At 73.1% G+C, this 20,893-nt stretch carries 18 protein-coding genes; 10 read left to right on the top strand and 8 right to left on the bottom strand.

What is annotated here, in order from left to right:
- Window positions 1–54: 54 nt before the first annotated feature.
- On the top strand, window positions 55–1,071 hold the full coding sequence (locus ABT238_RS20675; RefSeq protein ID WP_350563542.1) for a hypothetical protein: 1,017 nt from the start codon (window positions 55–57) through the stop codon (window positions 1,069–1,071).
- 31 nt (window positions 1,072–1,102) lie between these two features.
- Here ABT238_RS20675 and ABT238_RS20670 read toward each other — a convergent pair whose 3' ends face one another.
- Window positions 1,103–2,215, bottom strand: coding sequence for an RCC1 domain-containing protein (locus ABT238_RS20670; protein WP_350563544.1), 1,113 nt, complete (start codon window positions 2,213–2,215; stop codon window positions 1,103–1,105).
- A gap of 129 nt (window positions 2,216–2,344) precedes the next feature.
- Window positions 2,345–2,824: an SsgA family sporulation/cell division regulator gene (locus ABT238_RS20665; RefSeq protein ID WP_350563546.1), complete on the bottom strand. Its 480-nt coding sequence runs from the start codon at window positions 2,822–2,824 to the stop codon at window positions 2,345–2,347.
- Between the two features lie 220 nt (window positions 2,825–3,044).
- On the opposite strand from ABT238_RS20665, the gene ABT238_RS20660 reads away from it, so the two are divergent.
- Together ABT238_RS20660 and ABT238_RS20655 are read left to right on the top strand one after the other, a co-directional pair.
- Window positions 3,045–4,679 (top strand): alpha/beta hydrolase, encoded by a 1,635-nt coding sequence (locus ABT238_RS20660; protein WP_350773386.1) that lies wholly within the window; start codon window positions 3,045–3,047, stop codon window positions 4,677–4,679.
- Between the two features lie 79 nt (window positions 4,680–4,758).
- Entirely contained in the window at window positions 4,759–5,166 is a 408-nt protein-coding gene (locus ABT238_RS20655) for a hypothetical protein (RefSeq protein WP_350563550.1), read from the top strand.
- Here the strand turns inward: ABT238_RS20655 and ABT238_RS20650 are convergent.
- A complete protein-coding gene (locus ABT238_RS20650) occupies window positions 5,118–6,095 on the bottom strand; it encodes a LysR family transcriptional regulator (protein ID WP_350773361.1) in 978 nt (325 codons plus the stop codon). The genes ABT238_RS20655 and ABT238_RS20650 overlap by 49 nt on opposite strands.
- A gap of 77 nt (window positions 6,096–6,172) precedes the next feature.
- On the opposite strand from ABT238_RS20650, the gene ABT238_RS20645 reads away from it, so the two are divergent.
- A complete protein-coding gene (locus ABT238_RS20645) occupies window positions 6,173–6,919 on the top strand; it encodes a CTP synthase C-terminal region-related (seleno)protein (RefSeq protein WP_350563554.1) in 747 nt (248 codons plus the stop codon).
- On the opposite strand, the gene coaE is transcribed toward ABT238_RS20645, so the two are convergent.
- The 4 genes from coaE to rpsA all read right to left on the bottom strand — a co-directional run bounded on the left by coaE (window position 6,903) and on the right by rpsA (window position 12,160).
- Window positions 6,903–7,496, bottom strand: coding sequence for a dephospho-CoA kinase (coaE, locus tag ABT238_RS20640; RefSeq protein ID WP_350563556.1), 594 nt, complete (start codon window positions 7,494–7,496; stop codon window positions 6,903–6,905). The genes ABT238_RS20645 and coaE overlap by 17 nt on opposite strands.
- Before the next feature lie 33 nt (window positions 7,497–7,529).
- Entirely contained in the window at window positions 7,530–8,171 is a 642-nt protein-coding gene (locus ABT238_RS20635; protein WP_350563558.1) for an MBL fold metallo-hydrolase, read from the bottom strand.
- Between the two features lie 25 nt (window positions 8,172–8,196).
- Window positions 8,197–10,437 carry an MMPL family transporter gene (locus tag ABT238_RS20630; RefSeq protein ID WP_350563560.1) on the bottom strand — a complete coding sequence of 747 codons (2,241 nt, stop codon included), beginning with the start codon at window positions 10,435–10,437 and terminating at the stop codon, window positions 8,197–8,199.
- A 232-nt stretch (window positions 10,438–10,669) separates the two neighbouring features.
- Window positions 10,670–12,160 (bottom strand): 30S ribosomal protein S1, encoded by a 1,491-nt coding sequence (gene rpsA, locus ABT238_RS20625; RefSeq protein WP_350543883.1) that lies wholly within the window; start codon window positions 12,158–12,160, stop codon window positions 10,670–10,672.
- Between the two features lie 417 nt (window positions 12,161–12,577).
- Here rpsA and ABT238_RS20620 point away from each other — a divergent pair, with 417 nt between their 5' ends.
- Both ABT238_RS20620 and hrpB read left to right on the top strand, forming a co-directional pair.
- On the top strand, window positions 12,578–13,432 hold the full coding sequence (locus ABT238_RS20620) for a class I SAM-dependent methyltransferase (RefSeq protein ID WP_350563562.1): 855 nt from the start codon (window positions 12,578–12,580) through the stop codon (window positions 13,430–13,432).
- A gap of 5 nt (window positions 13,433–13,437) precedes the next feature.
- Window positions 13,438–15,948, top strand: coding sequence for an ATP-dependent helicase HrpB (hrpB, locus tag ABT238_RS20615; protein WP_350773277.1), 2,511 nt, complete (start codon window positions 13,438–13,440; stop codon window positions 15,946–15,948).
- 49 nt (window positions 15,949–15,997) lie between these two features.
- On the opposite strand, the gene ABT238_RS20610 is transcribed toward hrpB, so the two are convergent.
- Window positions 15,998–17,332, bottom strand: a complete 1,335-nt coding sequence (locus ABT238_RS20610; protein ID WP_350773259.1) for an NsdA family TPR-like regulatory protein — start codon at window positions 17,330–17,332, stop codon at window positions 15,998–16,000.
- 154 nt (window positions 17,333–17,486) lie between these two features.
- Between ABT238_RS20610 and ABT238_RS20605 the strand changes: the two genes are divergently transcribed.
- The 4 genes from ABT238_RS20605 to ABT238_RS20590 are packed head-to-tail and all read left to right on the top strand — an operon-like array spanning window position 17,487 to window position 20,779.
- Window positions 17,487–17,969, top strand: a complete 483-nt coding sequence (locus ABT238_RS20605) for an ATP-binding protein (RefSeq protein ID WP_350773251.1) — start codon at window positions 17,487–17,489, stop codon at window positions 17,967–17,969.
- Window positions 17,966–18,964, top strand: coding sequence for a dTDP-glucose 4,6-dehydratase (gene rfbB, locus ABT238_RS20600; protein ID WP_350773233.1), 999 nt, complete (start codon window positions 17,966–17,968; stop codon window positions 18,962–18,964). The genes ABT238_RS20605 and rfbB overlap by 4 nt, the downstream gene beginning before the upstream one ends.
- 34 nt (window positions 18,965–18,998) lie before the next feature.
- Window positions 18,999–20,123: a DegT/DnrJ/EryC1/StrS family aminotransferase gene (locus ABT238_RS20595; RefSeq protein ID WP_350773219.1), complete on the top strand. Its 1,125-nt coding sequence runs from the start codon at window positions 18,999–19,001 to the stop codon at window positions 20,121–20,123.
- On the top strand, window positions 20,120–20,779 hold the full coding sequence (locus ABT238_RS20590) for a formyl transferase (RefSeq protein WP_350773201.1): 660 nt from the start codon (window positions 20,120–20,122) through the stop codon (window positions 20,777–20,779). Before ABT238_RS20595 ends, ABT238_RS20590 begins: the two co-directional genes overlap by 4 nt.
- The last annotated feature ends 114 nt before the right edge of the window (window positions 20,780–20,893 follow it).

Here is a 20,893-nt window from a genome sequence, read left to right as displayed (position 1 = left end):
GGGCGGGGTGGCCGGCCGGCCAGTGGAGCAGGCGACGAGAGGGGACGGGACGCGATGTCCGCCGAGGAGACACCGTGGGAGGCCGCCGTCGGGCGCGCACTGGGCTTCCTGCACGGGGCGCTGGGGCCCGACGGGCTGCCGTCCGCCCGGCCCGGCACCGACCCGGAGCTGCGCGCGCCGCTCACCGGCGCCGACGCCCGCCGGCACCTGCTCACCCGGTACGGGGTGGACCTCGGGTTCGACCCGGACCGCGAGGGCCTCTCCGCGATGTGGGGCCTCGCACTGCTGCGGCCGGGCGGCGAACGGCCCGAGGAGCGCGCACTGGTGGCCGCGCTGGCCCGGCAGCTCCAGCCCTACGCCCACCCGCAGCGGCCGCGGTACCGCCTCTTCCCGGCCGGTGTGCCGTTCGCCGCCGACACCGGCAGCACCGCGCTCGCGCTCTCCGGGCTCGCCCGGCACGGACTGCTCGCACCGGACCGACAGGACTCCCTCGTACGGGAGCTGCTGGACACCCGGATCGGCCCGGACGACGGCCCGATACCGGCCTACTGGGAGGACACCGACCGCACCTCCTCGCGCGGCCGCCGCTACGACGCCGTCATCGCCGCCGACGTCCTCTTCGCCCTCCACCTGCCGGGCGCGGCGCACCGGTTGCCGCACCCGGCGGCCGAGGCGACGCTCCGGTACGTCCAGCAGCACCTGAACGGCCCGCGCACCGGCACCCGGTACCACGCCTCCCCCGAGGCCTTCCTGCACGCCGCCGCCCGGGCGTCCACCGTGGTGCCCGCACTCGCCGCACCGGCACGGCGCGCGGTCGAGCACGTGACCACCCAGTTCGCCGACACCGCGCTCGAACTGGCGCTGCTGGTGCTGGCCGGCGAGTACACGGGCGCCGCCGTGGACCTGCCCGCGCTGCGCCGGCGGCTCGCCGACGCGCAGCTTCCGGACGGCTCCTGGCCGGCCGCCGGCTACTTCCGCACCGGGAGCGTGCCGCTGTACTTCGGCTCGCCGCACCTCACCACCCTGTTCGCGGTCCGGGCCCTGCGCCCCGAGACGGCGCCGGGACGCTAGACCGCCGGCACCCCGGACGCCCGTACGGACGTCAGTGGACGAGGCTGAAGTCGCCGCCGACCGGGGCGGCGATCCGGTCGGCCGGGGCCAGGTCGGCGAGGGCGGCCACCGGGGTGCTGCTGTCGGCCGTGCCGCCGTTGCCGAGCTGGCCGGAGCCGTTGCCCCCGCAGGAGCGGACCGCGCCGTGGGCCAGCAGCACGACGGTGTGCTCCCGGCCGCCGGCCACCAGGCGCACGCCGGTCAGGCCCGGGACCGGCACGGGGGTGGTCCGGAAGGTGGTGGTGCCGTCGCCGAGCTGTCCCGAGGTGTTCTGCCCCCAGGCCGTGAGCCGGTGGTCGTCGCCGCTGACGGCGAGGCTGTGGTGGCCGCCGGCCGCGATCCGCACGACCCCGCCGGACCAGCTCCCCCGGGTGGGCACGGGGGTGTAGCGGTTGATCGTGGTGTTGTCGCCGAGCTGACCGGCGGCGTTGAAGCCCCAGGCCTTCACGGCGGTGCCGCCGCCCGCAGCGGTGCCGCCAGTCACGGCGAGGCTGTGGTGGGCGCCGGCCGCGATCCGGGTGACCGCGCCCAGACCGGGGACCCGGGCCGGGACGCTGCGGCCGGCCGAGGTCCCGTCGCCGAGCTGGCCCTTGGCGTTGTGGCCCCAGGCCCACACGGTGCCGTCCTCGCGCAGCGCCAGGTTGTGGTGGAGGCCGGCGGCGATCGCGATCACCCGGTCGAGACCCGCGACCCGGACCGGGACACCGCTGCCGGTGCCGCTGCCGGTGCCGAGCTGCCCGTGGGCGTTGTCGCCCCAGGCCCACACCGTGCCGTCCTCGTGCAGGGCCAGGCTGTGCGCACCGCCGGCGGCGACGTCGGTGACGTCGACCAGGTGGCGGACCGGGCCGGGCGCGTTGTGACCGAGCAGGGTGCCGTCGCCGAGCTGACCCGAGCCGTTGGCGCCCCAGGACCGCACGGTGCGGTCGGTCAGCAGCGCCAGCCCGTGCCCGGTGGCCGCACCGGCCCCGCCGGCGGCGATCCCGAGCACCTCGGTGCCGGTCAGCCCGAGCACGGCGGTCGCCCGGGTGTGCTGGGCGGCCCAGGAGCCGTCGCCGAGCTGACCGGCACGGTTGTTGCCCCAGGCCTTGAGCCGCTTGTCCGCCACTTCTTCTCCCGACGTGTGCGTGGGCGGGCCGCAGCGCCGCGCCGACGGATACCGACGCGAGGACCGCGTCCGCTCCGTAGCCAACCAGACACGGGGCGTGCCCGGCCGCCCATCCGCGCGGGTCGGGCCTCACGGCCCCGGCGAGGCGGCGCCGCCGTCGCGCAGGCGGCGCAGGAGCCCGTCGAGGTCGAGGTGGGCGCGTTCCCGCCCGGTCGGGACGAGGCGCTCGGTGCGGGCCAGGAAGACGCGCACGCGCTCGGCGTGGGCGTGCAGGTCGACGCTCCCGCCCTCGCCGGCGAGGGTGATCCGCACCGAGCCGGCGGCCCCGGCGGACCCGCCGGAGCCGGGGCGCACCCGGACGCTGCCGAGGCCGCAGGGGCCGAGCAGGCCGGCGGCCAGCAGCTCCCGGGCGAACACCCAGGTGATCGGCGCGGCGAGGTCGGTGTGGTTGTCCAGGAAGACGGCGTACGGGTCGGCGGTGCGGTAGCGCAGCCGGGCGGGAACGGAGATGGTCAGGCCGGGCCAGACGGTGACGCGCAGATCGAGCGCGACCGCGCAGCCGCCCTCGGCCCCGCGCTGCGCGGGGACGCGCGGATCCTCGTCCGTCATGACCGCCCCCGGGCGCGCAGAATCGTTTCTCCACAACCGCCCGGGGCGGCGAAGTCAGGTCTCACGGCAGGAACAACGAGCCACCCCGGCTTCGGCAACCCGCCCCGCGCGGCGATCACCCTCGCCACGCCGGACGGACCAGTCCGGCGGGCGGGTCGCCGGGCCGCGGCCTAGGCTTCCGGAGCGGAACCCACCCCGGCGGCCTCGGAACGGAACCCCCATGCACCCTGCGCTGCGCATGCACCCCGTCCTCCGCGGCGCCGGAGCACTGGGACTGGCCGTGGCCCTGGCCGGCGGCGGCGCGTGCCAGAGCGGCGCCACGGCGGGCTCCGCCAAGGTCGAACCGTCCACCCCCGCGACCACCCTCGCCTCGCCGGCCACCACCGCGACCGCCGCCCGGACCGTCCCGGCGCTGCCGGCCTCGCTCACCGGCCAGCAACTCGACTGGCACGCCTGCCCCGCGCCCTCCACCGCCCAGGGCGGCGGCGAGGCCCCGGGCGCGCCGTGGGAGTGCGCCGCGCTGAAGGCCCCGCTGGACCACGCCGATCCGAACGGGCGCACGATCGACCTCGCGCTGATCCGGATGCGGGCCCACAGCGGGCAGCCGAGGATCGGCTCGCTGATCTACAACTTCGGCGGCCCGGGCGCCTCCGGCGTCGCCACCCTGCCCGCCCTCGCCCAGGACTACACCGACCTCAACACCCGCTACGACCTGGTGGCCCTCGATCCGCGCGGGGTCGGCGACAGCGCGGGCGTGCGCTGCCTGGACGACGCCGCCACGGACGCCTCGGCCGGCGTCGACGGCTCGCCGGACGACACCGCCGAGGTGCGGGCGCTCGACGAGGCCAACGCCGCCTACACCTCCGCCTGCCAGCAGAACTCCGCCGGCGTCCTGCCGTACGTCGACACCGTCGCGGCCGCCCGCGACCTCGACCTGCTGCGCCAGGTGCTCGGCGACGACACGCTGCACTACTTCGGCTTCTCCTACGGCACCGAACTCGGCGGCGTCTACGCCCACCTGTACCCGGACAGGGTCGGCCGCCTGGTGATGGACGCCGTCGTCGACCCGACCGAGGACCCGCTGCAGGGCGCGCTCGGCCAGACCAAGGGCTTCCAGCTCGCCCTGGAGAACTTCATGAAGGCCTGCGCCGAGCAGGTGGGCGCCGAGTGCCCGACCGGCCCGGGCGGCGAGCGGGGAACTCAGCGGATCACCGCCCTGCTCCAGGGCCTGGACGCCACCCCGCTGCCCGCCGGCGGCGGCCGCACGCTCACCCAGGACCTCGCCGTCACCGGCATCGCCGCCGCGCTCTACAGCGAGGCGAGCTGGAACGCCCTCGCCATCGGCCTCCAGGAGGCGATGCAGGGCGGCGGCGGCACCACCCTGCTCGCCCTCGCCGACGCCTACCTGGGCCGCGACGCCCAGGGCCACTACAGCAACCTGATCGCCGCCAACCGGGCCATCACCTGCGTCGACGACCGGCCGCGCTACACCTCCGCCGACGTGCAGGAGCAGCTGCCGGTGTTCCGTCAGGCCTCGCCGGTGTTCGGCGAGTTCGCCGCCTGGGGCCTGACCGCCTGCTGGCCCTGGCCGGTGCCCGGGCAGAGCGAGCACCCCGACGTCAGCGCCCCGGGCGCGGCGCCGATCGTGGTCATCGGCAACACCGGCGATCCGGCCACCCCCTACGAGGGGGCCCGCGCGATGGCGCGGCAGCTCGGCACGGGCGTCGGGGTGACCGTCACCCTGCGCGGGCAGGGCCACGGCGGCTACGACACCGGCAACAGCTGCCTCAAACAGGTCGTCGACCAGTACCTGCTGGACGGCGTGGTGCCCGCCGACGGCACCACGTGTACGTAACAAGCCGCCACCAACCTTCCACCCCGGTCGAGGACTTCGCGGAACGACGCCCTACCGTGGGCCCCGGAAAGGGGACCACATGACCGCCAACACGCCACGGCTGCAAGGAAATAGCTGCCTCCTCGACCCAGCGCGCCCGTTCTCCGAACGGGTCACCCGGCTGGTCCGGGCCTGGGAGGACGACGGGCGGGCCGACTACCGCCTGGTCGACGGACGGGCGTTGCTCGCCCTCTACTGCTGGCACCTGGACGCCACCCGGCGCGGCACCACCGACGACAACCCGGCCACCACGGCGTACGTCGCCGCGGCCTTCGCCGCCAACGGGGGCGCCGACGGCTGGGACAGGCTGCTGCGCGAACGGGCCGAGTGCACCTGCCACGGCCAGAGTTGGCGGCTGGAGAACATCTCGGTCTGCCTGGGCTGCCTGCGCTACGTCTGCTACCAGGTGGACGGCCCCTGCTGCCCCGGCGCCCGCATCGTCGGCTGATCCCCGCCCGGCAGGCCCTCCCGCACGCCGTCCGCACCCCCGGCCCGCTCCCCCGCCAGCAGGCGGGCCAGCAGCGCGGCGGGCCCCTCCGGCAGGGCGCCGTGGACGAGTTCGGTGCGGTGCACCAGCCGGGGCGACCGGACCGGGACGGCCGCCACGCCCGGCGCGTCGGCCAGGACGGCGGCGGGCAGCAGGGCCAGCCCGTGCCCGGCGGCGACCAGGGCGAGCAGCCCCCGCACGTCGGTGCCCAGGTAGCGGACGGCCGGCCGGTAGCCGTCGACGGCGGTGGCGGCGCGCAGCCGGGCGCCGGTCGGGGCGAGGCCCGGGGCGTCCAGCCAGCGGGCGGCGGACAGGTCGGCGAGCGCCTGCCCCGGGCGTCCGGCGAGCGGATGGCCGGCCGGCAGGGCCACGGCGAGCGACTGCTCCGCGACGGCGACGGTGACCAGCGGGCCCACGTCGGGCAGCGGGAGCGGATCCGACGGGGCGGCCGGACCGTCGACGAGCGCCAGGTCCACGGCGCCGGTGGCGACCTCGGCCGGGAGGGCGTCCTGACCCAGCACCCGGACCGTCAGGTCGACCGCCGGATACAACCGGCGCACCTCGGCGAGTGCACGCCCCACCTGCGCCCCGAGCGCCAGCGGCGTGGCCCCGACGGTGAGGCGGGCACTGGGAGCACCGGCCAGGCGCGCGATGTCGGCGCGCGCCGCGTCGATCCGCAGCAGCAGCGCGGAGGCGTGCTCCATCAGCCGCGCGCCCGCCTCGGTCGGGCCGACCGGACGCCGGTGCAGCAGCGCCGTGCCGAGGTCCGTCTCCAGCGCGGCGATCTGCTGGGAGACCGCGGACTGGGTGTAGCCGAGCGCGCGGGCCGCCTCGGAGAACGAGCCCAGCCGGACCACGGTGACGTAGGTGCGCAACTGCTGCGGCTCCACGTGCCATCAGCTCCACTGATCGAGGAGTAAGGAATCATCGTTGGCGCTGATCCCGCGCCGCCGGTCAGGATAGCCGTATGACGCACCCCACCCCCCGCCTCGCCCTGGTCGGCGACCGCTCGGCCGCCGTCCGCTCGCACACCCGCGTCCCCGCCCTGCTGGACGCGCTCGCCGACCGCGACCAGCTCGTGCTGGACGCCTACTGGATCCCCACCGGGGACGCCGCCGCCCCCGGCGCGCTCGACGGCTTCGACGCCGTCTGGCTGCTCCCCGGCAGCCCCTACCGCAGCGAGGAGGGCGCGGTGGCCGCCGTCCGCACCGCCCGCGAGCGGCGCATCCCCTTCCTCGGCACCTGCGCCGGCTTCCAGCACGCGGTGCTGGAGTACGCCCGTCACGTCTGCGGCATCGGCACCGCCGCGCACGGCGAGAACGACCCCGGCGAGGCCGACCTGGTGATCGTCCCGCTCAGCTGCTCCCTGGTGGGGCACGAGGGGGCCGTCCGGCTGACGCCCGGGTCGCTGGCCGAGCGCGTGCTCGGCGCGCCGCGCACGGTGGAGCGCTACCACTGCGCGTACGGGCTGAACGACGCCTACCTGGAGCGGTTGCGCGCGGGCGGCCTGCGGTTCACCGGCGCGGACGACTCCGGGGAGCTGCGGATCCTGGAGCTGCCGGCCGAGGCGCACCCGTTCTTCCTGGCCACGCTGTTCCAGCCGGAGCTCGCCGGGGACGGCACCCGGGCCCACCCGGTGATCCGCGGCCTCGCCGCCGCCGCGACCGCCCGCACCGCGACGGCCGCGGCGGCCGGGGTCAACGGCGGGCGGTGAGCTGCTCCCACACCTCGGCGACCCGCGGCGCGAGCTCCTCCAGCGGGCCGCTGTTGTCGATCACCAGGTCGGCGATCGCCAGCCGCTCGGCCCGGCCCGCCTGGGCGGCCATCCGGGCCCGGGCCTCCTCCTCGGTCATGCCGCGCAGCCGCACCAGCCGCTCGATCCGCACCTCGTCCGCCGCGTCGACCACGACCACCAGGTCGTACAGCGGCCCGAGCCCGTTCTCGGCGAGCAGCGGGACGTCGTGCACCACCACCGCGTCCGGCGCGGCCGCCGCCTCCAGGTCGGCGGACCGCGCCCGGACCAGCGGGTGGACGATCGCGTTCAGCGCCCGCAGCCGGTCCGGGTCGGCGAAGACGACCGCGCCGAGCGCCGGCCGGTCCAGCGAGCCGTCCGCGGCGAGCACGCCCTCGCCGAACTCGGCGACCACGGCATCGAGGCCCGCCGTGCCGGGGGCGACCACCTCGCGGGCGATCACGTCGGAGTCCACGATCACCGCGCCGTGGGCGGCGAGCAGCCGCGACACCTCGCTCTTGCCCGCGCCGATGCCACCCGTCAGTCCGATCTTCAGCATGGCGCCAGGCTACCGGCGCGGCTCACCGCGCGGTCACCCCAGGTCGAGGCTCTCCCCCTCGCTCAGGGTGCGCAGCTCCGCCCCGGTGCCCGGGCCACCGGGGCCGAGCAGCCGGGTGTGCACGGCGAGCCCGATCGGGCTGAGCACCGCGTCGTGCACCGGGACGGCCTGCCGGGGCCCGGCCTCGCGGACGTAGTCGACCAGCTCGGCGACCTTGGTCCAGGGCGCGGCGACCGGCAGCAGCAGGGTGTCCACCGGGTCCGGCGGCACGGTCAGCGCGTCGCCGGGGTGGAAGAGCCGCCCGTCGAAGAGGAAGCCGAGGTTGCGCACCCGCGGGATGTCCGGGTGGATCACCGCGTGCCACTCGCCGTGCACCGTGACGCCGATCCCGCCGATCTCGAAGGCGTCGTCCTCGCCGACCGCGGTGACCCGCCGGGCCACCCCGTCCAGCTGCCGGGCGACGTCCGGGTTGGTCCACACCCGCAGCCCCGGGTCGGCCTCCAGCGCGGCCCGCAGCCGGGCCTCCTCGAAGTGGTCGGCGTGCTCGTGGGTGATCAGCACGGCGTCCGCGCCCGCCAGGGCGGCGGGGTCGGTGAACGCCCCGGGGTCGACCACGACGGTCGTCCCCTCGTGCTCCAGGCGTACGCAGGCATGTCCGAACTTGGTGATCCGCATGCCTCAGCACGGTACTCCCGATCGGTTACGGCGCGGTGGCGGCCAGCTCCTTCTCCGCGACGGGCCGCTGGGCCGGCAGCACCGCCGGCCGGATCTCCGGCAGCTCGACGTGCTCGCTCAGCCCGAACCGGTCGTGCAGCCGGCGCAGCGGCGCCGGCGCCCACCAGTTGAACTCGCCGAACAGGCTCATCGCGGCGGGCACCAGCAGGCAGCGCACCAGGGTGGCGTCCACCGCCACGGCGACCGCCAGCGCGATGCCCATCTGCTTGACCATCAGCATGTCGCCGAGCGCGAAGCCGGCGAAGACGATCACCATCAGCAGCGCCGCCGAGGTGATGATCCGCCCGCTGCGCTGGACGCCCAGCTCCACCGCCCTGGTGCAGCTGTGCCCCTTGTCCCGCAGCTCCTTGATCCGGGCGAGCAGGAAGACCTCGTAGTCCATCGACAGCCCGAAGGCGAAGGCGAAGACCAGCACCGGGATGAACGTCTCCAGCCCGCCGGTCGGACTGAAGCCGAGCAGTCCGCTGAACCAGCCGTCCTGGAAGACCAGGGTGAGCGCGCCGAGCGAGGCGCCGAGCGAGAGCAGGTTCATCAGCAGGGCCTTGACCGGCATCACCACCGAGCCGGTCATCAGGAAGAGCAGGATCAGCGTGCCGAGGGCGACCAGGCCGAGCGCGATCGGTCCGCGGGTGAGCAGTTCGTCCTGGAAGTCGACCACCGAGGCCGCGCCGCCGGTCACCTCGGTGGTGAGCCCGCCGCGGTCGGCGCGCAGTTCCTCGACCACCTGCTTGGCCTGCCCGCCCTGCGGGTCGCCGTGCACCAGCACGTCGATGGTGGAGACGGTGTCGCTCACCGGGGTGACGGCGCGCACGCCGCTGACGCCCGGCAGCTTGGCCACCACGTCGTCCGCGTAGGCCTGGGCGACGGTGGCGCCGCTCTCCACGACCACCGTGATCGGGGCGGCGGAGGCCTGCGGGAAGCGCTGGTCGATCGTCTCGGCGACCTGCCGGCCGGCCGAGGAGGCGGGCAGCACGGCGGCGCCGGAGCTGCGCATGTCGGCGTGCAGGAACGGCACACCGGCGGCGACCAGCAGCGCGGTGCAGGCGAGCGCCACGGGAACCGCCCGCTTGCCGACCCGGCGCACCGTCCGGCTGAAGAAACCCTCGTCGGGGACGGGCGCGGCGGGGGCCTTGATCCGGCTCCCGGCGAAGCCGAGCAGCGCGGGGATGAGGGTGAGCGCGGCGGCGACCGCGATCACCACGACGCTCACCCCGGCCGCCGAGACGGCGGCGAGCACGGGACTGCTGAAGACGAACAGGCCGGAGAGCGCGACGGCGACGGTCAGTCCGGAGAAGGCGACGGTGCGCCCGGCCGTGGCGGCGGTCCGCTCGACGGCGGCGGCGATCGTGGCGCCGTGGCCGCGTTCCTCGCGGAATCGGTTCACCATGAGCAGCGCGTAGTCGATCGACAGGCCGAGGCCCAGCACGGTGGCGATCGGCAGCACGCTGGTGTCGATGTCCATGATCCTGCTGAAGCCGAACATGGCCAGCAGGGCGCCGCCCACCGAGGCGACGGCGCCGATCACCGGCAGGCTCGCGGCGGCCAGTCCGCCGAAGACCAGGACCATGACGATCAGGGTGAGCGGCAGGGTGACGATCTCGCCGAAGCGGGTGTCCTTCTCGGTCTGCTTCTTGACCTCGTCCTCGAGCACCAGGTCCCCGCCGACGGTCACCTTGCCGCCGTCGGCCCGGACGTCGGCCTGGATGGCGGAAAGCCGCTCGGTGACGGCGGTGGTCTGGGCGGAGGTGCTGGTGTCGGCCATCCGCACCGAGACCAGGCTCGCGGTGCCGTCGGCCGAGCGGAGCGCGGCGGCGCCCGGGCCGGGGCCGTAGGCGTCGGTGGCCGAGGAGACCCCGGGGAGGGCGGCGATCTCGGCGGTGGCGCGGGTGACGGCGTCCCGGACGGCCGCGTCGTCCACCGGCCGGCCGTCCACCACGGCGGTGACGGTGCCCCTGGCCGGGTCGGCGGCGGTGACGACGGCGCTGCCGCGGTCCGCCTCGGAGGCGGAGGAGGAGGCGCCGGCCACCGAGCCCTCGAAGACCCGCCCGCCGATCAGCACGCCTATCACCAGCACGACCGCCCAGAAGCCGAGCACCCAGCGCCGCTGCCGGTAGCAGAACCGGCCGAGGGCGGCGAGGCGCCCGCCGACCCGCGGATCGGCGGACGTGCTGGGGGAGGCAGGGGACACGGCGGAGCGAAGGCTCATGTGCGGGGGGTGCCTAGCGTGCGGGGCCGGGTGAGCGGCCCATCGGGCAACTCCCCCCAAGGTAGGCCCTAGGTCCCGAATCGCCCATACGTATTCGATGAGCCCCTAATCACAAAAATCCCATAGATAAGGAATAAATAATGAAAGCCGGAAAACAATGAACCCCGCCCGGAAACCGAGCGGGGTTCATCGATGACGCTATGCGCTAGTCACGCACCAGCGGGGCAGAGCTTCAGCTCTGGCCGCCGGCCAGCTTCTCGCGCAGGGCGGCCAGGGCCTCGTCCGAGGCCAGGGCGCCGGAGCCCTCGTCGCTGCTGGACGAGTAGGAGCCACCGGCGGCGGCGGCGACGGCGTCGCCACCCTCGGCAGCGGCCTCCGCGTCGGCCTCGCGGCTCTTGATGACCTGGGCCTGGTGCTGCTCGAAGCGCGCCTGGGCCTCGGCGTACTGCCGCTCCCACTCCTCACGCTGCTTCTCGAAGCCCGGCAGCCAGTCGTTGGCCTCGGGGTCGAAGCCCTCCGGGTAGATGTAGTTGCCCTGGTCGTCGTAGGACGCGGCCATGCCGTACAGGGTCGGGTCGAACTCGACCTCGGCCGGGTTGGCACCCAGCGCCTCGTTGGCCTGCTTCAGCGAGAGGCTGATGCGACGGCGCTCGAGGTCGATGTCGATGACCTTGACGAAGATCTCGTCGCCGACCTGGACGACCTGCTCCGGGATCTCGACGTGGCGCTCGGCCAGCTCGGAGATGTGGACCAGGCCCTCGATGCCCTCGTCCACGCGGACGAACGCACCGAACGGAACCAGCTTGGTGACCTTACCCGGAACGACCTGGCCGATCTGGTGGGTGCGGGCGAACTGCTGCCACGGGTCCTCCTGGGTCGCCTTCAGCGACAGGGAGACACGCTCGCGGTCCATGTCGACGTCCAGGACCTCGACCGTGACCTCCTGGCCGACCTCGACGACCTCGGACGGGTGGTCGATGTGCTTCCAGGACAGCTCGGAGACGTGGACCAGACCGTCGACGCCACCCAGGTCCACGAAGGCACCGAAGTTGACGATCGAGGAGACGACGCCGGAGCGCACCTGGCCCTTCTGCAGGGTGGTGAGGAAGGTCTGGCGGACCTCGCTCTGGGTCTGCTCCAGCCAGGCACGGCGGGACAGGACCACGTTGTTGCGGTTCTTGTCCAGCTCGATGATCTTGGCCTCGAGCTCCTTGCCCACGTAGGGCTGGAGGTCGCGGACGCGACGCATCTCGACCAGCGAGGCCGGGAGGAAGCCGCGGAGGCCGATGTCGAGGATGAGACCACCCTTGACGACCTCGATGACGGTACCGGTGACGATGCCGTCCTCTTCCTTGATCTTCTCGATCGTGCCCCAGGCACGCTCGTACTGAGCGCGCTTCTTGGACAGGATGAGACGACCCTCCTTGTCCTCCTTCTGGAGAACCAGGGCCTCGATGTTGTCGCCGACGGCGACGACCTCGTGCGGGTCGACGTCGTGCTTGATCGACAGCTCGCGGGACGGGATGACGCCCTCGGTCTTGTAACCGATGTCGAGGAGAACCTCGTCACGGTCGACCTTCACGATGACGCCCTCGACGATGTCGCCATCGTTGAAGTACTTGATGGTCTCGTCGATCGCGGCCAGGAACGCCTCGGCGTCGCCGATGTCGTTGAGCGCGACCTGCGGGGTGGTGCTGAGGGAGGAGTCGGTGGGGCTCGTCATTAGGAAAAGGGCTCCGGTACGGACATGAAAGTCGTAGGTAATGCCACGCGGAGGGCCCGTATCGCTCCCACCGAAAGCCGGACAGCCAAGAACACGGAGCACCGGTATTCCCGTGACAACGGGAGATCGGCGTCCGTCTTGCGACCGTGGGGTCTTCGACAGATGCGAGCGCGACCTGCTCCGTCCGAGGCGCGCAGGCCCGCAGCGCAACTTGTAGCATACGGGGACGGCCAGGCACGGTCAACGCCAGAAACGGCAAGACGGTGGAGCCCGGTATGGAACAGGCCATATCCTCCGATTGCGCACCTCAACGGGTGGCGGCCGCAGGGAGGCCCTTCCCCGGATGCCACCGCCGGGACACCGGGCCTCTCGGTCCGGTTCGCGGCAGCGGCGCTTCCGCAGACGACACCCTACGCGATGGGCCTTCTCACCGTGACCGGCACCCCCCTCCCCGACCCCATTGATCTTGACGAGGACGACGACGACGCGGTAAGGCGCTCCGCCGGCACCGGCGAGAGCAGCCGCGCCAGCCGCCACTGGTGGGACCGAAACGCCGACGAATACCAGGACGAACACGGCGAGTTCCTCGGCGACGACCGGTTCACCTGGTGCCCCGAGGGCCTCGACGAGGCCGACGCCCGGCTGCTCGGCGAGGTCGCCGGCCGCACCGTCCTGGAGATCGGCGCCGGCGCCGCCCAGTGCTCGCGCTGGCTGGCCGGCCGCGGCGCCCGCCCCGTCGCCCTGGACATCTCGCACCGCCAGCTCCAGCACTCGCTGCGGATCGACCTCGCCCGCGGCGCCGCGCCCGTGCCGGTCGTCCAGGCCGACGCCGCCGTGCTGCCCTTCGCCGACGCCTCCTTCGACCTCGCCTGCTCCGCCTACGGCGCCGTCCCCTTCAGCGCCGACACCGCCGCCCTGATGCGCGAGGTGCACCGGGTGCTGCGGCCCGGCGGCCGATGGGTGTTCTCGGTCACCCATCCCATCCGCTGGGCCTTCCCCGACGAACCCGGCGTCGAGGGGCTCACCGCCGTCGCCTCCTACTTCGACCGCACCCCCTACGTCGAACAGGACGAGCGGGGCCGGGCCACCTACGTCGAGCACCACCGCACGGTCGGCGACCGGGTCCGCGAGCTCGTCGCCGCCGGCTTCCGGCTGCTCGACCTCGTCGAGCCCGAGTGGCCGCAGGGGCACGAGCAGGAGTGGGGCGGCTGGTCGCCGCTGCGCGGCCGGCTCATCCCCGGCACCGCGATCTTCGTCGCCGAGCGGGACTGACGCGCGTGCACCCGTCCTGGCGCGAGCTGCCCGTCCGCACCGCCCTGCCCGCGCTGCACCGGGCGCTCGACGGCCACGGCGCGGCGGTCCTCGCCGCCCCGCCCGGCACCGGCAAGACCACCCTGGTGCCGTTGGCGCTGGCCGGACTGCTCGGTTCCGGACCCGTTCGCCGTGTCCTCGTCGCCGAACCGCGCCGGCTCGCCGTCCGGGCCGCCGCCCGGCGGATGGCCTGGCTGCTCGGCTCGACGGTGGGCGCCGAGGTCGGCTTCACCGTGCGCGGCGAGCGGCGCGTCGGGCCGGACACGGTGGTCGAGGTGGTCACCACCGGTGTGCTGCTGCAGCGCCTCCAGCGCGACCAGGAACTGTCCGGGGTCGACGTCGTCGTCCTCGACGAGTGCCACGAGCGGCACCTGGACGCCGACACCGCGCTCGCCTTCCTGCTCGACGTGCGCGCCGCCCTGCGGCCCGAGTTGCGGATCGTCTGCGCCTCCGCCACCTCCGACACCGCCGCCTGGGCGGAGCTCCTCGACGGCGCGCCGGTCGTCGAGGCGCACGGCGTCTCGCACCCGGTCGAGGTGGTGTGGGCGCCGCCGCCGCGCGCCGTGCGCCCCGCGCACGGCACCCGGGTGGACTTCGCGCTGCTCGACCACGTCGCGGCCACCGTCCGGCGGGCGCTGAGCGAGCGGGAGGGGGACGTGCTCTGCTTCCTGCCCGGGGTCGGCGAGATCGCCCGGGTCGCGGGGCAGCTCGGCGGCGTGCCGGCGGAGGTCCTCCACCTGCACGGCCGCGCCCCGCAGGCCGTGCAGGACGCCGCGCTCACGCCGTCCCCGCAGCGCCGCGTCGTCCTGGCCACCGCCGTCGCCGAGTCCTCGCTCACCGTCCCGGGTGTACGGATCGTCGTCGACGCCGGGCTCGCGCGCGAACCGCGCACCGACCACGCGCGCGGCCTCGCCGCCCTGGTCACCGTGCGCGCCTCGCTGGCCGCCGCCCGCCAGCGGGCCGGCCGCGCCGGGCGCGAGGCCCCGGGCACCGTCTACCGCTGCTGGCACGAGGCCGAGGACGCCCGCGCCGCCCGCTTCCCCACTCCCGAGATCGCCCTCGCCGACCTGACGTCCTTCGCCCTCCAGGCCGCCGTCTGGGGCGACCCGGACGCCACCGGGCTCGCCCTGCCCGACCGGCCCCCGGCGGGGGCGATGGCCGCGGCCCGGGAGACCCTGCTCGCCCTCGGGGCGGTCTCCTCCGACGGCCGGGCGACGAAGCGCGGCGTCCGCCTCGCCCGGAGCGGCCTCCACCCGCGCCTCGCCCGCGCCCTGGTGGACGGCGCGCCCGCCGTGGGCGCCCGCCGGGCGGCCGAAGTCGTCGCCCTGCTCTCCGAGGAACCCCCGCGTGCCCTCGGCGATGACCTGGGCGCGGTGTGGCGGCTCGTCCGCTCCTCCAACGACCCCTATGCCGGACGCTGGCGCGAGGAAGTCCGCCGCCTCCTGCGCACCACCTCCGACGAACCCGCCACCTCCCTGACCGACGCCACCGCCGTCGGCCTGGTCGTCGCCCTGGCCTTCCCCGAACGCATCGCCCGCGCCCGGGTGGAACGTCCCGCCCCTGGCGAGCGCAGCCCGTACCTGATGGCCTCGGGGACGGCGGCCGAACTCGCCCCCGGCACGGCGTTGGGTTTCCTCTCTTGGCTCGCCGTCGCGGTCGCCGACCGCCCGGCCGGCTCGCACTCGGCGCGGATCCTGCACGCCGCCGCCCTCGACGAGGACACCGCTTGCCAGGCCGGCGCACCGCTGCTCACCACCCGCGCCGAGGTCCACTGGGACACCCGGCGCAGCGAGGTCGTCTCCCGCCGGGTGGAGTCCCTCGGAGCCATCGAACTCGCCGAGAAGCCACTCAACCGCCCCGACCCTTCACTCGTCCGCGCCGCCCTCCTCGAAGGCCTCACCCGCGAGGGCATCAGCACCCTCCTGGCGTTCCCCTCCAACCTCCGTGAGCGCCTGGCTTTCCTCCACGCCGTCATCGGCGCCCCCTGGCCCGACGTCAGCGACGAGGCCCTGCTCAACCGCGCCGACGAGTGGCTGGAACCCGAACTCTCCCGCGCCCGCCGCCGCGCCGACCTGGCCCGCATTGATACGACAGCCGCCCTCCAACGCCTCCTCCCCTGGTCCACCGGCGAGGCAGGCCGCTTGGACGAACTCGCCCCCGAGCGCATCACCGTGCCGTCAGGATCGAAGATCCGAGTCGACTACACCACCGACCGCCCGGTGCTGGCGGTGAAGTTGCAGGAACTCTTCGGCTGGAAGGCCGCTCCCGCCTTGGCCGGCGGAAGAATCCCCCTCACCGTTCATCTCCTCTCCCCCGCCGGCCGCCCCGCCGCCATCACAGGAGATCTGGCGTCCTTCTGGCACAACGGCTACCCCGCCGTCCGCGCAGACCTCAGGGGCCGCTACCCCCGCCACCCCTGGCCCGAAGACCCGACAACGGCAGAGCCGACGAAGCGCACCAACGCCCGGAAGCAGTAGGCGAGAACTCCGCCACCCGTCGATCGGGTAGCGGAGCCTCCGACAAGGGTCAGGCCGCCTTCGCCATCGGCCGAGCACGGTCATACAGGTCACGCGCGTACCGATTTCCCTGGTAGGGCTTGATCACGGCCATCATCGAGCGGAACCGGTCGTCGGCCCGTCCGGATTGGATGGTCGGGTAATCGTCGAGAGCCCGATGCCAGTCCACGCAGGCTTCTTCGAGTCGGCCGGCCTGCAACTTCCACTCTGCGAGCATGCCGGTCATCCGCACCCGATTGCGGACGTAAACGGAGTACCGCAGACGGTCCGATGTCTCCATGGCGGCGATGGCACCAGACTTGTCGCCGAGTTCCCACCGGACCTTGGCCTCGTGGTACGCCAGGGAGGACGGGTCGTAGGAGCCGAACGCCTTGGCCTTGGACTCGGCCTGCTCCATCGCGACCTCCGCTAACCCCAGGTGGTACAGGGCTCCGGCCTTGTCGCCGGTCTGGGCTGCGGAATGGGCCTGCTGCCCGGCGAGGAAGGCCCGCATCCGAGGGCCGGCCTGCGGTGAGGCTGCTGAGGCGGCGTCCGCGAACCGCATGGCAGTGCTGCCGTGGCCGAGATCGACGGCCTGAACGCTCATGCCACGCAGGGTGGTGCAGTACGTGAGGTGGTCGCCTGCGTGTCCTGCCAGCTCCAGGGCCTTCGTGTAGTAGCGCTGTGCCAGGGCATCGTGGCGTTCATCCATGGCCATGTAGCCGGTCAGGTAGCAGTGGTCGGCTGCGGCCGACAGCATCGCCTTACGAACATCCTCGGTGGCGTCCGCCTGTAGGTACGGGGCGATGGTGTTCACCAGGAACGAGGCGGCCATCGGGCGGGCCATCCGGCCGCCGAACTGGTCGTCCAGATCGCTGATCCGCTCGGTCATCGCCATGACCGAGCGGACCTCCGCCATACCGATCCGCGTGTGCGGGTTGGTCCGCAGCAACTCGAACCGGCCGACCAGGTCGGGCCAACCGGGGATGCCGAGGGCCACCGAGTACAGGCTCGCCGTGAGGACTCCCCGCCGCGATGGGTCCATGTCCGCACTCCCCAAGTCGATCAGTCCCGACACCGTATCCGTCGACTGCTCGGCGGTGGCCGATTTGTCGGAGAATCCGGCCTCGAAGGCTGTGATCGGCCGTTTGAGCCTCCGCGCCAGCGCCTCCAGGACCACCGGCAGGGCCCTCACCGCAGGCGAGGTGCCGGCGAGCCAGTGAGAGACGGCCGAGGCGTCGTACTTGAGCCGTTGCCCAGTCTCAGTGCCGGTCCGGTTGACGGCCCGCGCCAACTCGCCATTCCCCCAAGTGGCTTCGATCATCAACGAGGCGAGCTTGCAGTTCGGCACACGGTCGGTTCGCACGACAGTTCCCCCTTGCAAACGGGTTTCAAGGGTTTCAACTTCCCGGCTCATCTCGACCATAGCCGACGGCAGGCCGAGCTTGTTGACTTTTCGTTACCAGTCAATCACCAGCAGTGGTGCGACTTGCCCCTCCCTTGTTCTTTCGAGGTACCCCATGCTCACTTCCCGCCACCCCCGCACGTTCGCCGCCCGCCTCGACTCGCGAACCGAATCCAACCAGCTTGCCAGGCACTTGCTCCGCGCCTACCTCGCCGCCCTCCCGACCGGCGACCACTACTCCGGCATCGCCGAACTCCTCCTCAGTGAGCTGTTCGCCAATGCCGTCCAGCACTGCGACGCCCCTATCGACCGCCTCGTCGAGATCCGCATCGCCCTCATCAATCACCGCCTGCGCCTCGAAGTCCACGACGCCGGCAGCGGCCGCCCGTCCCTGCGCTCCCCCTCCCCCGACGACGAGCACGGACGCGGCCTCTTCCTCGTCAACGAGCTCGCCGAACGCTGGGGCTGCTGCCCGCGAGCCGGTGGCATCGGCAAGTTCATCTGGGTCCTCATCGCGCCTTCCCTCACCACCGCCGACGAACTCCTATCCACCACCCCCAGCCCCCGAGACCACCACGGACGAAAGGTCCAGGCATGAACAAGGTGCTGATCACCGGAGGTGCGGGCTTCATCGGCTCGCACTTCGCCAGGCGGCTGCTGCGGTGTGACGATGTGGCCCAGGTGACCGTGCTCGACGCCCTCACCTACGCCGGGAGCGTGGAGAACCTGGGCGAGGCGATGTTGTCGCCCAAACTCGCGTTCGTCCCCGGCAACATCCTCGACACCCTGCTGGTCGAACGGCTCGCCCAGGAGCACACCGCAATCGTCCACTTCGCCGCCGAGTCGCACGTGGACCGGTCCTTCTTCGACACAGGGAACTTCCTCTCCACCAACGTCCTGGGCACATACACGCTCCTGGAGGCTGCCAGGAAGACCCACATCCGCCGCTTCGTCCACGTATCCACCGACGAGGTCTACGGGCCGTTGACGACCGGTCAAGCCGTCGAAGCGGACCCGGTGCGGCCGAGCGTGCCGTACGCCGCGTCGAAGGCCGCCAGCGACCTCGTGGCGCTGTCCTACTTCCAGACGTTCGGCGTACCGGTATGCGTGACCCGCTCCTCCAACAACTACGGGCCGCGCCAGCACCCCGAAAAGATCATCCCGCTTTTCATCACCCGCCTCCTCAAGGGTCAGGAACTCACCCTCCACGGAAACGGCCAGCACGTGCGCAACTGGCTCCACGTCGAGGACAACTGCCACGGCATCGAACTCGTGCTCCGCGACGGCACCCCCGGCGAGGTCTACAACATCGGCGGCGGCACCGACCTGTCCAGCAAGGAGTTGACCGGCATCCTTCTCCAGATGTTCGGCGCGGACTGGGACCAAGTGCGTTACATCCCTGACCGGGCCGCCAACGACCTGCGCTACGCCATGGACTGGTCCAAGACCGCTGCCCTCGGTTACCAGCCCGGCAAGGACCTGGTGAACGGCCTCGTGGAGACCGCCGACTGGTACCGGAACAACCCCGACCGGTGGGCGCCGCTCTTGCGCACCCCCACCGAGGCCTCCAAGCCCTTCCACCATCCCGTGTGAACTCCCCGCTCGCGACAACGGAACGGACAATGCCTTGAACAGCAGCACCCCCGAGTACCGGCGCAACGCGACCCCCTTCCTCCACGGCCAGGAGGCCGAGGCGGTGGCCCGCGTGCTTGCGGCTGGCCAGTACGGACACACCGAGGTCACCGAGGAATTCGAGCGGAAGGTCGCCGCGTTCCTCGGCGTGCCGGACGCGGTTGCCGTCACCTCCGGCACCGCCGCGATGCACACCGCGCTCCTGGCGGCGGGCATCGGCGCCGGGCACGAGGTGGTTGTCCCCTCGCTGACCTTCTGCGCGACCATCCAGGCGATCCTGGCCTGCGGTGCCGCACCGCGCTTCATCGAGGTCGCCCCCCACACCCTGTGCGTCGAGCCGGACGCGGTGGCGGAGGCGATCACCCCCGCCACCCGGGCCGTGATGCCCGTTCTGTTCGGCGGCCGGGCCATTGACCTCTCCGGTATTCGGAGCACGCTCGACCGGCAGGGCATCGCCGTCATCGAGGACGCAGCCCACGCCTTCGGCTCCTACAGCGGTCCTGCCCGGGTCGGCGGCACCGGACATCTGACGTGCTTCTCCTTCGGTCCGGTCAAGAACCTGACGTGCGGCCAGGGCGGGATGGTCGTCCCCCGTACGCCCGAGGAAGCCGCCACGATCCGCAGGCTGCGGCTGCTCGGCGTCGTCGCCTCGCAGGCCGAACGGCAGGCCGCCACGACCTACCGCGTGGAGGGATTCGGCCTGCGCTACCAGCTGTCCTCGATCAACGCGGCGATCGGGCTGGCCCAGCTCCCCGGGTTCAAGACCGCCGAGGTCAAGCGTCAGCGGCTGTGGCGGGCCTACCGTACGGCCCTGCACGGCGCCAAGGGCGTCACCCTGGTGGACGTGGACGTGGACCACACGGTGCCGCACCTGTGCGTGGTGCGGGTCGCCGACCGGGAAGTGGTCTTCCGACGGATGCTCGCCGCAGGAATCGCAGTCGGCGTCCACTACCCGCCCAACCACCTCCAGCCCGCCTTCGCTCAGTGGCGGCGAAGCCTTCCGGTCACCGAACAGCTCGGGAGGGAGATCCTGTCGCTGCCGTTCCACCAGCACATGACCAAGGACGACATCCACCACGTCGCCGCCACCCTCAAGCGCGCCACCGGGAACGGACGGTGAGGCGCGCGGCCGTCCTCGGGAAGGGGGCCCTCGCCGCGCATGCGTGCGAGACGATCGCCGCTCTGACCGGCACCACACTGGACACGGTGATCCCGAACGCGGTCGAGCCGGACTGGGACATGCGGCTGTCCGACTACGTCACCGAGCGCTGGCCGGCCACCCGCGTCCTACGCTCGGGCGACTGGCGGGACCTGGAGCCGGGCCGCTGCGACCTGGTGTTCAGCGTTCTCTATGACAAACTCATCGGCCCTGAGCTGATCGACGCCACCGAGCACATCATCAACTGCCATCCTGGCCGTCTGCCCGGCTACCGGGGCGTGCGGCCGGTCAACTGGGCGCTGCGCAATCGCGAGCACCTGCATGGCATCACGATCCACGTCATCGACTCCGGGATCGACTCCGGGCCGATCCTCGCCGAAGCGGTCTTCTCCATCTGGCCGGACGTGGACGAGGTCAAGGACGTGTGGCGGCGGGCCATGGAACACGGGCGGCTGCTCATCTCGGACACGCTGCCCAAGCTGGAGCGTATCGTGCCCCGGCCGCAGGAGACATCTGCGGCGGTCACCCACTTCAGCCGTGACAACGCCGGACTCGGCGAACGCAGCAACTGGACACGGGCGGAATCCACAGGCGGGAGCAGCGTCCACGGCGTCTGAGAGGGCGTTCGATACTGAATTAGGCCGCCGCAGGCGGTTTCGGGCGGAGGTATTGCCCGACTTTGTCGGGGCTGGCGGTCAGGCGGGTGGTCATGGAGTTGACCATGGCCCAGT

Source organism: Kitasatospora sp. NPDC001527 (genome assembly GCF_040298605.1).
Classification (GTDB): Bacteria; Actinomycetota; Actinomycetes; order Streptomycetales; family Streptomycetaceae; genus Kitasatospora.
This window is presented reverse-complemented; position numbering and strand designations above follow the sequence as displayed.

Coding starts and splice junctions, on each gene's coding strand:
- ABT238_RS20675 (WP_350563542.1), top strand. CDS start 55: ATGTCCGCCGAGGAGACACCGTGGGAGGCCGCCGTCGGGCGCGCACTG.
- ABT238_RS20665 (WP_350563546.1), bottom strand. CDS start 2,824: ATGACGGACGAGGATCCGCGCGTCCCCGCGCAGCGCGGGGCCGAGGGC.
- ABT238_RS20660 (WP_350773386.1), top strand. CDS start 3,045: ATGCACCCTGCGCTGCGCATGCACCCCGTCCTCCGCGGCGCCGGAGCA.
- ABT238_RS20655 (WP_350563550.1), top strand. CDS start 4,759: ATGACCGCCAACACGCCACGGCTGCAAGGAAATAGCTGCCTCCTCGAC.
- ABT238_RS20645 (WP_350563554.1), top strand. CDS start 6,173: ATGACGCACCCCACCCCCCGCCTCGCCCTGGTCGGCGACCGCTCGGCC.
- coaE (WP_350563556.1), bottom strand. CDS start 7,496: ATGCTGAAGATCGGACTGACGGGTGGCATCGGCGCGGGCAAGAGCGAG.
- ABT238_RS20635 (WP_350563558.1), bottom strand. CDS start 8,171: ATGCGGATCACCAAGTTCGGACATGCCTGCGTACGCCTGGAGCACGAG.
- ABT238_RS20630 (WP_350563560.1), bottom strand. CDS start 10,437: ATGAGCCTTCGCTCCGCCGTGTCCCCTGCCTCCCCCAGCACGTCCGCC.
- rpsA (WP_350543883.1), bottom strand. CDS start 12,160: ATGACGAGCCCCACCGACTCCTCCCTCAGCACCACCCCGCAGGTCGCG.
- ABT238_RS20620 (WP_350563562.1), top strand. CDS start 12,578: ATGGGCCTTCTCACCGTGACCGGCACCCCCCTCCCCGACCCCATTGAT.
- ABT238_RS20605 (WP_350773251.1), top strand. CDS start 17,487: ATGCTCACTTCCCGCCACCCCCGCACGTTCGCCGCCCGCCTCGACTCG.
- rfbB (WP_350773233.1), top strand. CDS start 17,966: ATGAACAAGGTGCTGATCACCGGAGGTGCGGGCTTCATCGGCTCGCAC.